Raw genomic sequence first — 12554 nt, forward strand, 5'->3', positions numbered from 1 at the left:
ATGCCCTATGCAGCGGCACATCACTCGTGCTGTTGATCGTGCAATCGGGATTCATGAGTTCGGCCGCTTCCACGCCCGCGTCCCGGCTGATCGAGGCCTGCTACGGCGAGCTTCTGCGCTTCGCGCGCCGCAAGCTCGGCGGCGAGCATGTGGCGGACGATCTCGTGCAGGAAGCCTGCCTGCGCTATGCCAACGCCCGGACGCAGTCGATCGTCAGCCCGCGCGCCTTTCTTTATCGGATTCTCGCCAATCTCGTCGTCGATCACCAGCGCCGGCGCGGGCGACAGGCTTGCGAGCCGTTGGGCGAGATCGAGCCGGTCGATGGTTCCGCCGATGCCGAAAGCGTATTGATCTGGCGGGAGCGCCTGGCAATCCTTTCGCGGGCTGTCGAGGAATTGCCGCCGCGTTGCCGCGAGTGCTTCGTCCTGCGGCGTTTCGACGAGCTTCCGCAGGATGAGATTGCACGGCGGATGGGCATCTCGCGCAACATGGTCGAGAAGCATCTGCGCGCCGCCGCCCTGCATTGCGCCCGACGCCTGCGCGAGCACGATTGACCGGAAACGACATTCCGCCTTGGGGGCGTTTCCGCGTTTTCTCAAATCGCGAAAGCTCTCTATCCCCTTGTTTTATCGCATTTTATCCGCGCGAGCCCGTGACCGCCGCGCTTGAAAATGCTCTAAGCTCCTGTTTTTCCGCAGCCCGACGTCTCATGGACAGGGTGCAGGGAGCGGGTGGGGCAGGACGAGCCGAATGGCGGACGCCGACGAGACAATCAGAAGCGAGGCGGCGGCCTGGTATTTTCGTCGCGATGCCGGTCCGCTGGCGCCGGAAGCAGAGGCGGAATTCCAGCGCTGGCTGTCGGAGCCGGGCCACCGCTCGGCCTATGCGGAGATCGCGGGAACCTGGTCGGCCCTTTCGCGGATCGAGCGCCCCGCCATGCGGCCGGCGCGCCGCTATCTGCGCCATGCGGTGCCGGGTGCGGCTCTCGCGGCAATGCTCGCACTCGCCATCCTGAACAGTTCCTGGTGGCGCCATCTCGGTGCCGATGCCGCCACCGGCGTCGGGGAGACCGAGGAGATCGTCCTGGCCGATGGCTCGCGGGTGGATCTCAACACCGATACGGCGATCCAGATCCGCTATGACGGGCGCGAGCGCCGCATCCGGGTCGTCGGTGGCGAGGCGCTGTTCACGGTCGCGAAGGATCCGGGACGCCCCTTCGTGGTCGAGACGGCTTCGGGCAGCGCGACCGCACTCGGCACCGTATTTTCGGTGCGGCAGGACGCGAATGAGACCGTGGTCACCGTGCTGGAGAGCCGCGTCGCGGTCGAGCCGGGCGTGGAGGCGGGACAAGCCGCCACCCTCGCATCCGGGCAGAGCGTGCGGTTCTCGTCCACGAAGCTCGATGCGATCGAGACCGTCGATGCCGATGCGCGGACGGCCTGGCGCCGGGGCAAGCTGATCTTCATCGACAAGCCGCTGGGCGAGGTCATCGACGAACTCAACCGCTACCATCGCGGTTACATCCGCATCGTCGACCCGGGGATCCGCCGCCAGCGCGTCAACGGGGTTTTCGAGACGAGGGACCCGCTCCATGCCCTCGATCTGGTGCAGACATCGCTCGGCCTGCGCTCGACGCGCCTGACGGATTATCTCGTTCTGCTCCATCGCTGAAAAAATTCGGCGATCGACCTCCTCATTTCGCGAACGCCTTCGTCATAGCGGCAGAGGGGCCTCGAAGGGCCCGCCGGATGTCGAAGCGGAGAGCGGAATGGCTGGGTCGAAGAAGGGGCGGATCGCCGCGCTGATGTGGAGCGCGAGCGTCGCGGCCGTGCTGGCGGCTGCCGCATCGTCGCCGTCATTCGCGCAGGCCCGGCCGTCCGAGAGCGCGCAGATCCGCACCTTCGCGATCCCGCCGGGCTCGCTGGCGGCCGCGCTGAACCGCTTCGCCGACGCAGCGCAGATCCAGCTCGTCTATAGCGGAGATGTTGCGCGCGGGCGTTCCAGCCCCGGCCTCTCCGGTCGCCACAGCATCCAGCAGGGCCTGTCGCGGCTGCTGGCGGGGACGGGGCTGAGCTATCGCTTCTCGGGGCCCGCCAGCGTGACGATCGCCTGGGCCTCGGGCGGAGCAACCCCGGCCGTGCCGGAGGGGACGATCGCGCTCGATACGGTCGAGGTCCAGGGGCAGGGCGAGACGACCGGCTATGTCGCGCGCAGCAGCACGGCGGGGACGAAAACATCGACGCCTCTGATCGAGACGCCACGTTCGATCAGCGTCGTGACCCGGCAGGAAATGGACGATCGCGGCGCGACCACGGTGCCGGAAGCGCTGCGTTACACCGCCGGCGTGACGACGGGCGCCTATGGCTTCGACCCTCGTTTCGACCAGATCTATGTCCGCGGCTTCCCGATGACCACGCTGGGCGACTTCCGTGACGGGCTGAAGCAGTTCCCGGCCGGCTTCACCACCTTCCGCACCGAGCCCTACCAGCTCGAACGCATCGAGGTGATCAAGGGCCCGGCAGCGGTGCTCTACGGCCAGAGCGTGCCCGGCGGCCTCGTCGACCGGCGCTCGAAGCTGCCGACGGACTACACCTTCCGCGAAGTCCAGGCGCAGATCGGCACCTTCGGCCGTGCCCAGACGGCCTTCGATTTCGGTGGGCCCGTCGATCCCGAGAAGACCATGCTTTACCGCGTCGTCGGGCTCGGGCGCCTCGGCGACACCAATTTCGACATCGCCGACCAGCGCTTCATGATCGCGCCGTCCTTCACCTGGCGGCCGAATGGGGCGACCTCGCTGACCCTCTCAGCGCTCTACCAACAGGACGAGACCGATGCGAGCGCCGCGGGGATCAATCGGAACGGCCAGGTGCTGAAGCTGCGCGGCAGCGATCCGCATTACGACCATCTCAAGCAGAAGCAGGGCCAGATCGGCTATGAGTTCGAACACAAGTTCAACGACATCCTGACCTTCCGCCAGAAGGCCCGCTACAGCCAGATCGAGGCCGAGTCGCGCTATCTGAGCGGCAGCTTCGCCAATGCCACGACGACGATCTACGACCGCGGCGCGGTTTCGGTGGGCGATAGGCTGACGAGCTTCCAGATCGACAACAATCTCGAAGCGAATTTCCGCACGGGTCCGGCGGCCCACAAGCTGCTGCTCGGCCTGAACTACGACTATAATCTCTGGCATTTCGGCCTGGGCTTCGGCCCTGTCCTTCCGGCCTACCGGTTCGATATTGCGAACCCGGTCTACGGCTTCTCGGGGCCGACGCCGGCCTACACGATCCGGACGCGCTCGCAGCTCGAACAGCTCGGCCTCTACGTCCAGGACCAGATCAGCCTCGGCAACTGGCGGATCGCCCTCAGCGCCCGCAAGGACTGGACCGACCGCAACGAGAGCAATCAGATCGCGAACACGGTGACGGCGGCCAACCGGAACGACGCCTTCACCTACAGTGCCGGCCTGCTCTATCTCTTCGACAACGGCCTTGCGCCCTATGTCAGCTATGCGACCTCGTTCCAGCCGGTCACGAGCCAGGGCGCCAACGGCGCGGTGCTCGAGCCGTCCGAGGGCGAGCAGATCGAGGCGGGGCTGAAGTACCAGCCCGCCAATGGCGCGATCTCGCTCACCGCCTCGGCCTACCAGCTCAAGGAAAAGAATGCGCCGAAGCTCGGCGGCTATGTCGCCGGGCTGCCCTATTACGTTTCGGTCGGCGAGGTGACGGTGCGCGGCGTCGAGCTGGAAGGAAAGGCGCGCCTGTTCGAAGGGCTCGATCTCGCGGCCTCCTACACATTCTCGGATGCGGAGATCACCAGGACGACGGTGGCCAGCGAATATGGCCGCACGCCGGCCGTGACGCCCCGGCATACGGCCTCGCTCTGGCTGAACTATAATCTGCAGGCCGGGCCGTTCGCCGGCCTGGGCGCCGGTGTCGGCGTCCGCTATGTCGGCGAGACCTGGACCGCCAACGACAATACGGCGAAGAACGATGCCTACACCCTGTTCGACGCGGTGCTCCGTTACGATTTCGGCAAGGCGAACCGGCAGCTCGCGGGGCTGAGCGCCTCCGTCGCCGCCAACAACATCACCGACAAGCAGGTCAGCGTTTGCAATGCCGGCTATTGCTATCTGAGCCAGGGGCGCACGGTCATCGGCACCTTGACCTATCGCTGGTGAGGGCAGGGTGGTGTCGCTCGACCGGCGCTCGCTGCTGCTGGCCGGCGCGTCGGCGGCATTCTCGCCGGCCGCTCGCGCAGCACCGCCCGATCGCCGGCTGGCGTCGCTGGACTATGGGCTCGCCGAGACGCTGATCCGCCTCGGCTGTCCGCCGGTCGCGCTGGTCGCGACCCAGGATTGGAACCGGTGGGTCGTCGAGCCGGCCTTGCCGGCCGATACCGTCAATCTGGGTGCCAGCCGCGAGCCCAATCTCGAAGTGCTGCAGGCGCTGCGGCCCGATGCCATCCTGAGCACGCCCTACCTCGCCGGAATCCATCACCGGCTGGAGCGGATCGCGCCGGTCATCTCGCTGCCGATCTACGCGCCGGAAGGACGCCCCCTTGCGCTGGCCGGGGCGGCGGCGCGCCGGCTCGGCGAGATGATCGGGGACCCCGCCGCCGCGGCGCGCTTCCTTGCGGAAGCGGATGGCTGCTTCGAGCAGATCCGCGACAGGCTCGCGGACCGCGCGCTGCCGCCGGTCTATCTCGTCAACTTCATGGATGAGCGCCATGTGCGCGTCTATGGCGCCAAGAGCCTGTTCGACGACACGCTCCACCGCATCGGCCTCGCCAATGCCTGGCGGGGGCCGACGAATGACTGGGGTTTCGCCACGGTCGGGATCGAGGCGCTCCAGACAGGGAAGGACGCTCTGCTGGTCTATTTCGATCCCGTTCCTCCCGCGGTCCTGCCTTCCCTGGCGCGCAATCCGATCTGGCGGTCGCTGTCCTTCGTTCGCAGCGGCCGCGTCCATGGCTTGCCGCCGGTGCTGATGTTCGGCTGCGTGCCCTCGGCCCTGCGCTTCGCGCGGCTCGTCGGCGATCTCCTCGCGGAGCGCGGCTGAACGATGATCTCCGCCGATTCCTCGCCGATGCGCCCCTGGCGGCTGGCGCTGCCGCTGCTCACTGCCGCCTTCGCCCTGTCGCTTTGGACGCTGGCGGTCCGCCTGCCGCCGCCACAATGGTTCGCGCTGTTCAAGGCCGATGCCGGTGGCGATATCGCCATCCTGGTCCTGCAGCAATCGCTGCTGCCGCGCATGGCGGTCAGCCTGCTCTGCGGCGCGGCGCTGGGGCTCGCCGGCACCATCTTCCAGCAGGTGCTGCGCAACCCGTTGGCGAGCCCGATGACGCTGGGCGTCGCCGCCGGCGCCAAGCTGGCGCTCGGCCTCGCGACGGTGATGGGCGCGCCGCTGCTCTCCTCCGTCGGGCGAGACGGCATCGCCTTCGCCGGGGGCGCGCTGGCGATAGCGGCGACGATCGCGCTGGCCTGGCGCCGCGGGCTCTCGCCACTGGCGCTGGTGCTGGGCGGGCTGGTGCTCGGCCTCTATTGTGGCGCGCTGTCGGCATTGCTGCTGCTGTTCAAGGAGCATGATCTGCAGGGGCTCTTCCTGTGGGGCAACGGCTCGCTGGCACAGCAGGGCTGGGATGTCGCGCTGGCGCTGGCCTTGCGCCTCGTCGTCCTGGCCGGGCTGGCGGTGTTGCTGCTCCGGCCTCTTGCCCTGCTGGCGCTGAACGATGACGGCGTGCGCGGCCTCGGCCTGTCGCTGCTGTTCGCGCGGCTCGGCGCGCTTGCCGTCGCGGTTGCTCTCAGCACCGTCGTGGTCAGTCTCGTCGGGGTCATCGGCTTCATCGGCCTGATCGCGCCGGCGCTCGCGCGGCTCGGCGGCGCGCGGCGGATCGACCAGCAGATGCTCTGGGCGCCGATCATCGGCGCTGCCCTGCTCTGGCTGACCGACCAGGCGGTTCTCCAGCTCGGTGCCGGCACCACCTTGCCGACCGGTGCGATCACGGCCCTGTTCGGAGCGCCGGTGCTGCTCTGGATGCTGCCGCGGCTACGCACGACGTTCCCGCAGGCCAGCAACGCCCCGCGAAGCGAGCCGCGAGCCCGCAGCGCTGCCCTCGTGCTGGCCGGGCTCGGCCTGGCCCTGACCGCTGTCCTGGCCCTCGCTTTGACATTTGGACGCACGCCGTCGGGCGGCTGGTCCTTCGCGTGGGGAGATGGGTTGGCGGCGCTGCTGCCGTGGCGCCTTCCCCGGGTCGTCGCGGCCCTTGCCGCGGGCGCCATGCTCGGTGTGGCCGGAGCGATCCTCCAGCGCCTTCTGCGCAATCCGATGGCGAGCCCCGAGATCCTCGGAATTAGTTCCGGAGCCGCCTTCGGCCTGATCGTGGCGCTGTTCGTCCTGCCCGCGGTCGGTCGCCACCAGCAATTATTCGCGGCGACGGCCGGTGCGGCCGCGATCCTCGGGCTCATCCTCGTGCTCGGTCGCAAAGCGGGCTTCTCGCCGGAGCGCACCCTGCTCGCCGGTATCGCGCTCGGCGCCATGCTCGATGCGGTCGTCGGCGCCCTGCTGGCGGGAGGCGATCCCCGCGCCATGCTGCTGATGAGCTGGATGACCGGCTCGACCTATGCCGTCGATGAGACGCAGATGGTCTGGGCCGCCGCGACGGCCATCCTCCTCCTCGCATCGGTGCCGTTGCTGCTGCGCTGGCTCGAACTCGTCGGTCTCGGCGATGCGGCCGGCCGATCGTTGGGTCTGACGCTGCCTCTGGTCAGGCTTTTCCTGCTGCTGTTGAGCGCGGCGCTGACGGCCGCGGGGACGCTCGTCATCGGTCCTTTGACCTTCGTCGGCCTGATGACACCGCATCTCGCCAGGCTGCTCGGTCTCCAGCGTGCCGCATCGCAGCTCGCAGCCTCGGCTCTCGCCGGGGCTCTCGTGATGGTGGCGGCGGACTGGCTCGGCCGAGTCGCCGCCTTTCCCTGGCAAATGCCGGCCGGGCTGATCGCGACGCTGATCGGTGGCCCGGTCCTCATCGCCCTGCTCGCAAGGAAATGACCATGGATGCGATTTTGCCGGTTCCCGAGACCGTCCGGTTCGATCTCACGCCGCAGGCTGGGGGCGCGCCTTACCGGATTTTCCTGCGTATTCCGCCGGGAACGCCGCCGGCCTCGGGCTGGCCCGTCCTCTATCTCCTCGACGCCAATGCGGTCATCGCCACGGCGGTGGAGGCCCTGCGCGTCCAGGCGGCCTATCCGCTCGGCACGGGCATCCGGGATGCCGTCGTCGTCGGCATCGGCTATCCCACCGAAGGCGCCTATGATAGCGTGCGCCGCTCCTGGGACTATGGCCCGCCACCCGGCCAGATCTATCCGCCACACGCGGCGGGGGGGCCCGATGTGCGCACGGGCGGCGCCGAGGCGTTCCTGACCTTCATCGAGGAGGAGCTGAAGCCGTTGGTCGCGGTGCGGACGCGCATCGATGCGGCGCATCAGGCCATTTTCGGCCATTCTTTCGGGGGGCTCTTCGTCCTCTACGCGCTGTTCACGCGTCCCGCCGCCTTTCGCGACTGGATCGCCATCAGCCCGGCGATCTGGTGGGAACAGCACAATGTGCTGCGCTTCGCCGTATCACCGGAGGCAGCCGTTCGTGTCTTCCTCGGCGTCGGCGAATACGAGCAGGCCCTTGCGCCCTTCCAGATCGGAGCCCCTGACGAGAGCGAGCGGCGCGGGCGTCTGGAGGAGGCGCGGACGGTGGACGAGACCCGGGAGATGGCGGAGCGCCTGCGCGGTTACGGAAAGCCGGTGGAATTCGCGGTCTTCGAGGGCGAGACGCATATGTCCGTCCTGCCGGTCGCGATCAATCGCGCGATCCGTTTCGCCTTCGGGCCGTGACCTTTGCCTTCGGAGAACTGCGCCTCATCCAAAATCCCGCATTGCCGAAGCAGCGGGGATCGGCTATCCAGCCTTCACGGTTTGCGCCCGTAGCTCAGCTGGATAGAGCGTTGCCCTCCGAAGCTGGGAATCGCGGCTCGGCACTCCAAAAATTACATCAATATATCAATATCTTAAGCTGATACTGCAGCCGATCCGGGCCAGTTTCCGAGAGGACGGCACGACCAAGCCACAGTGCATCGAGTTATCGCCTCAGAAGTTCTGTTCGTTGACGTTTGGCTCGGGCAATGCGCTGCGGTCACGATCACTGCTTGCGGACGATCTCGACAAAGCGGGCTGCCAATCGCGACAGCGGTCGGCTGCGCATGGTCATGAGACAGATCGTGGTGGGGATCTGCGGTTCCAAGGAGAGCTGAGCCAACCCATCGAAACGCTGCGCTTGCGTCAGCAGGCTGTCGATCAGCGTCACATCCCCGGGCTCCGCCAGAAGATGAGCGGCTGAAATGCTGTAGGGAACGGTCATGAACGGGGCGTATTCGAGCCCCTCTTTCTCGTAGCACTGCGCAATCAGCCAGCCGAGCGGCGACTTCTCGCGATCGAAGCAGATCATGCGCCGGGGTTTGAGATCATGCAGGCTGACGACGCGCCGCTTCGCCAGAGCATCGTCCTCTCGCACCAGCGCGATGATCTCGCCGCCGGCCAGGGGCGTCAGCGTGATGTCGTCGGTGACGCGCGGGGAGAACATCAGGCCGATATCGGCCGTCCCCAGGGAGAGTTCCGTCGGCGCATCGCCCATGATCAGCTCGACGCGCGCCTGCGGATATTCGTCCGTCAGGCGGCGCAAGGCGCGGGCGATGAGTCCGTGGCCGATGCTCGGCGTCGAGGCGATGCGCAGCGGCGTTTCCCGGCCAGCCCGCAACCGCGTCGCGGCGGCGCGCAATTCACGCCATTCGTGATCGACCGAGTCGAGCGCAGTCATCAGGGCGCTGGCCTCGGGACGCAGCAGCAGACGCCCCTCCCGGCGCTCGAAGACGGCGACGCCAAGGCTGGCTTCGCTGCGCGCGATGATCTTGCTGATGGCCGACTGCGTGAGGTGGAGCCGATGGGCCGCTTCGACGGTTGTGCCGAAGCGATGAACGGCACGAAGGACCGCGGCATGGGCGGGCGTGAATGCCTTCATGACCCGGATCGCTCCTGCAGTTGCGCTAGGAGCAATCGGGCTGCGCGATCAAGAGGCGAATGCCGGCGATGATGGGCATAGGCCGTCACCAGAGGACTTTGCTCCAGCGGCAGCGCGGCGAGGCCTTCAACCAGATTGCTGCTGATGACGAACCCGTCGACCAGGGCGATGCCGACGCGCTCGCGAGCGAGATGGCAGGCGGTATCGGTGTGGCGAACGGTGATGGCGACCCGCTCGGACAGGCCCGCGCTCGTCAGGGCCTCCTGAAAACTGTCGGACGCGCTGACGCCGTCCGGTCCATAGCTGATCAGGCGCTCGCCCTCGATGTCGCCCCTGCTGAGTTCCGTTCGCCGGGCTAGGTGATGATCGCGCGAGAGCACGCAGACTAGAGGGCTTTGCCCCAGCGCCACGTCCTCGATGTCGTCCGCCCTCATGGGACCGTAGGAAATCCCCAGATCGGCCTCGCCCGTGGCGAGATGCTCTCGCACATGGTCGAACATGATCTCCACCGCTGCGGATTCATCGAGCGCTCGCCGCGTATGGGTAATGGCCGGCGGCAGGATGCTGTGGGCGAGGCCGGGAACGGTCGCCACCCTCAGCCGATTGACCATGCCAACCCGGATCATGTCCGCTTCATGATGGGCGCGCCTCAGCGCGCCGAAGAGTGGCTGAGCCTGCCGGACGAGCGATTGAGCCTCAGGAGTCGGCACCAGCCGGCCCTGGATGGTCGTGGCCAGGCTGAGATCGAGCTCTTCCTCGGCTTGGCGCAATGTCTTGATCACCGCCGATTGGCTGATGCCGAGGCCTTGCGCCGCCTCGCCCGTTCCGCCGAGCCGGATGAAGGCATCGATCGCACGCAACGAGCCCAGCTTCATGACTATTCCAAATGGTCGATGAACTTGCCGAATGTTTCATTGGAAGGACTAGATCCCCTCATGGAAGGATGCAAGTCGTCGCCGTGGCGCGGCCAATGAATCAGGGGATCGGTATGACCAAGCTTCGCTCGATGATTTCGGCCGGCGCGCTGGCGCTTGCCATCGGCGCCCCGGCGCTCGTGACCGCGCCGTCCGCAGCTTTCGCCAAGGGCATTCTCAGATTGGCGCAGACTCAGGATCTCGTCTCGCTCGACCCGATCGCGACGAGCGACAACGCTTCGATCTACGCGCAGCTCCTGATCTTCGACACGTTGCTGCGGCCCAGTAAGGATGCCACGAAGCTCGAGCCCGGCCTCGCCGAGAGCTGGAAGGTCAGCGATGACGGCATGACCTACAGCTTCAAGCTGCGCGAGGCGAAGTTCTCCGATGGAACTCCAGTGACGGCCGCCGATGTCGCCTTCTCGCTGAAGCGCGCCGGCAGCGATGCCTCGAGCTGGAAGCGCTTCTTCTCCGGCATAGAGACCATCGACACGCCGGACGATCGCACCGTCGTGCTCAAGCTCAAGAAGGTGTTCACGCCGCTCCTCAACAACCTTGCCCTGTTCTCCTCGGCGATCCTGCCGCAGAAGGCCTTCGAGGCCGCGGGCGACAAGTTTTTCGACAAACCGATCGGCAGCGGCCCCTTCACCGTCGCGGCCTGGAACAAGGGACAGGGCCTGTCTCTCAAGAAGAACGCGAACTACTGGCAGGCCGGCAAGCCCGATCTCGACGGCGCCGAGCTGATGGTCATCCCTGAGGGCAACAGCCGCGTGCTCAAGCTGCAGGCTGGAGAGGTCGATGCCGCGATCGACATTCCGCTGAACCAGCTCCAGGCACTGGGACGCGACGGCAAGATCAAGACGGCCGTCGCCAACGTCTTCCGCACGGATTTCGTGCTGATGAATACGAAGAAGAAGCCCTTCGACGACCTGCGCGTCCGGCAGGCCTTGAACTATGCCGTCGACAAAGAGGGGTTGCTCAAGGCGCTGCTCTACGGCACGGGCAAGGTCTCGAACTCACCGATGCCGCCGATGGCCTATGCCGATCCGGACCTGAAGCCCTACGCGCATGACATCGCCAAAGCTAAGGCCTTGCTGGCGGAAGCCGGCTACAAGGATGGTTTCAAGACCTCGCTCCTCGTCGATTCCGGCCGCCCGCTGCATCGCCAGCTCGGCCAGGCCCTGCAGGCGGCGCTGAAGCAGATCGGCGTCACCGCCGATATCCGCCTCGTCGAAGGCGGCACGCACTGGACCACGACGAAATCCGGCGACTACGAGATGGCCGTCGCCTATGCAACGAGTGACACGATCGATCCGGACCAGCTCGTCGGCTTCCTCCTCGTCAATCCCGAGCGCGCCAACGCCTATCACACCGAATGGAAGAACGAGCGCGTCAACGAGCTCTACGAGAAGGAGCGCGTGACGGCCGACGGGCCGGAGCGGGGCAAGATGTTCCAGGAGATCATCAAGCTCGCCCATGACGGCGCACCCTCGGTCTTCCTGTTCTATCCTGGCACCTCCTATGCCTATCGCAGCAATGTCGAGGGCTTCGAGGTGCTGCCGACCTCGAACTTCCGCCTCGAGGACGTCAAGCTGAAGTGACGGAAGGGCGCTGCCGCGCCCTTCCTCGTGCACCGCCATGCTGATCTACATCGTCAAGCGTCTCGCCCAGCTGGTGCCGGTCCTCTTCGGCATCACTCTGGCCTGTTTCCTGCTGCTGCGCGCCCTCCCCGGAGACCCCGCGACGCTGCTCCTCGGCGCGCGCGGTGGTCCCGAGGAGATCGCGCTGATGAAGCAGCGGCTCGGCCTCGATCTGCCGCTCTGGCGGCAATATCTGCTGTTCCTCGCCGATATCGGCTCGGGCAGCCTCGGCCGCTCGGTCGTGCATGCCCGACCGGTGATGCAACTCGTGCTGGAGCGGCTGCCGGCGACTTTGTGGCTCGTCGCCTATTCGACAGTGCTCGCCGTGGCGATGACGGTGCCGCTCGCACTCTGGTCGGCGATGCGGCGCGGCGGCCCGGTCGATCTCGCGATCAAGCTCGCCTTCACCATCGTCATCGCGATGCCGTCCTTCTGGCTCGGGCTGATCTTCGTCATCCTCTTTGCGATCTGGCTGCCGCTGTTCCCGACCTCGGGCTATGGCGATGACCTGCTCTCGCGTCTGCACCATACGACGCTGCCGGCACTCGTCATCGCGCTGGCGACCGCCTCGCTGACGATCCGCAGTCTGCGCAGCGCCATCCTCGCCGTGCTCGGCTCCGACTACGTCACGACGGCACGCGCAAAAGGCGCCGGCACGGGCCGACTGATGGGCGTCCATGTGCTGCCCAATGCGCTGATCTCATCGATATCGGTGCTTGGCGCTCATACGAGCTGGGTGATCGGCGGCACGGTGGTGATCGAGACCGTCTTCGCCCTGCCGGGGCTCGGCTCGCTCTTCGTCGAGTCGATCTTCTCCCGCGACTATCCGCTGATCCAGGGGCTGACCATCGTCTTCGCCGTCCTCGTCGTGCTGATCAACCTGGCGACCGATATCGCCTATGCGCTCGCCGATCCGCGCATCCGGCTGGAGTGAGACG

At 66.8% G+C, this 12554-nt stretch carries 10 protein-coding genes; 8 read left to right on the top strand and 2 right to left on the bottom strand.

The features are described from left to right. Positions 1-53: 53 nt before the first annotated feature. The 6 genes from GGC47_RS17750 to GGC47_RS17775 all read left to right on the top strand — a co-directional run bounded on the left by GGC47_RS17750 (position 54) and on the right by GGC47_RS17775 (position 7882). Complete coding sequence (locus GGC47_RS17750; protein ID WP_142023144.1) at positions 54-554, top strand: RNA polymerase sigma factor; 501 nt, start codon at positions 54-56, stop codon at positions 552-554. Between the two features lie 196 nt (positions 555-750). Continuing rightward, positions 751-1671 (top strand): FecR family protein, encoded by a 921-nt coding sequence (locus tag GGC47_RS17755; RefSeq protein ID WP_142023145.1) that lies wholly within the window; start codon positions 751-753, stop codon positions 1669-1671. A 97-nt stretch (positions 1672-1768) separates the two neighbouring features. Beyond that, positions 1769-4177 (top strand): TonB-dependent siderophore receptor, encoded by a 2409-nt coding sequence (locus tag GGC47_RS17760; protein ID WP_429068571.1) that lies wholly within the window; start codon positions 1769-1771, stop codon positions 4175-4177. Between the two features lie 7 nt (positions 4178-4184). Then, a complete protein-coding gene (locus GGC47_RS17765; protein ID WP_429068572.1) occupies positions 4185-5057 on the top strand; it encodes an ABC transporter substrate-binding protein in 873 nt (290 codons plus the stop codon). Positions 5058-5060: 3 nt separating this feature from the next. Continuing rightward, positions 5061-7046, top strand: coding sequence for a Fe(3+)-hydroxamate ABC transporter permease FhuB (gene fhuB, locus GGC47_RS17770; protein ID WP_429068573.1), 1986 nt, complete (start codon positions 5061-5063; stop codon positions 7044-7046). Positions 7047-7048: 2 nt separating this feature from the next. Then, the gene (locus GGC47_RS17775) at positions 7049-7882 is read left to right on the top strand and encodes an alpha/beta hydrolase (protein WP_429068574.1); all 834 of its coding nucleotides are present in this window, start codon (positions 7049-7051) and stop codon (positions 7880-7882) included. Positions 7883-8186: 304 nt separating this feature from the next. Here GGC47_RS17775 and GGC47_RS17780 read toward each other — a convergent pair whose 3' ends face one another. Together GGC47_RS17780 and GGC47_RS17785 are read right to left on the bottom strand one after the other, a co-directional pair. Then, complete coding sequence (locus GGC47_RS17780; protein WP_370955049.1) at positions 8187-9062, bottom strand: LysR family transcriptional regulator; 876 nt, start codon at positions 9060-9062, stop codon at positions 8187-8189. Beyond that, complete coding sequence (locus GGC47_RS17785) at positions 9059-9937, bottom strand: LysR family transcriptional regulator (RefSeq protein ID WP_038363277.1); 879 nt, start codon at positions 9935-9937, stop codon at positions 9059-9061. Before GGC47_RS17785 ends, GGC47_RS17780 begins: the two co-directional genes overlap by 4 nt. 113 nt (positions 9938-10050) lie before the next feature. On the opposite strand from GGC47_RS17785, the gene GGC47_RS17790 reads away from it, so the two are divergent. Together GGC47_RS17790 and GGC47_RS17795 are read left to right on the top strand one after the other, a co-directional pair. After that, positions 10051-11577: an ABC transporter substrate-binding protein gene (locus GGC47_RS17790; protein WP_113252083.1), complete on the top strand. Its 1527-nt coding sequence runs from the start codon at positions 10051-10053 to the stop codon at positions 11575-11577. Positions 11578-11614: 37 nt separating this feature from the next. Next, on the top strand, positions 11615-12550 hold the full coding sequence (locus GGC47_RS17795; protein WP_370955048.1) for an ABC transporter permease: 936 nt from the start codon (positions 11615-11617) through the stop codon (positions 12548-12550). Positions 12551-12554 lie beyond the last annotated feature (4 nt).

This window comes from Allobosea sp. OAE752 (assembly GCF_050433265.1).
Lineage (GTDB): Bacteria > Pseudomonadota > Alphaproteobacteria > Rhizobiales > Beijerinckiaceae > Allobosea > Allobosea spartocytisi.

What these genes read in the sequence shown, in the direction of transcription:
- GGC47_RS17760 (WP_429068571.1), top strand. Translation starts at nt 1,769, where the DNA reads ATGGCTGGGTCGAAGAAGGGGCGGATCGCCGCGCTGATGTGGAGCGCG.
- fhuB (WP_429068573.1), top strand. Translation starts at nt 5,061, where the DNA reads ATGATCTCCGCCGATTCCTCGCCGATGCGCCCCTGGCGGCTGGCGCTG.
- GGC47_RS17775 (WP_429068574.1), top strand. Translation starts at nt 7,049, where the DNA reads ATGGATGCGATTTTGCCGGTTCCCGAGACCGTCCGGTTCGATCTCACG.
- GGC47_RS17790 (WP_113252083.1), top strand. Translation starts at nt 10,051, where the DNA reads ATGACCAAGCTTCGCTCGATGATTTCGGCCGGCGCGCTGGCGCTTGCC.
- GGC47_RS17750 (WP_142023144.1), top strand. Translation starts at nt 54, where the DNA reads ATGAGTTCGGCCGCTTCCACGCCCGCGTCCCGGCTGATCGAGGCCTGC.
- GGC47_RS17785 (WP_038363277.1), bottom strand. Translation starts at nt 9,937, where the DNA reads ATGAAGCTGGGCTCGTTGCGTGCGATCGATGCCTTCATCCGGCTCGGC.
- GGC47_RS17795 (WP_370955048.1), top strand. Translation starts at nt 11,615, where the DNA reads ATGCTGATCTACATCGTCAAGCGTCTCGCCCAGCTGGTGCCGGTCCTC.
- GGC47_RS17755 (WP_142023145.1), top strand. Translation starts at nt 751, where the DNA reads ATGGCGGACGCCGACGAGACAATCAGAAGCGAGGCGGCGGCCTGGTAT.
- GGC47_RS17780 (WP_370955049.1), bottom strand. Translation starts at nt 9,062, where the DNA reads ATGAAGGCATTCACGCCCGCCCATGCCGCGGTCCTTCGTGCCGTTCAT.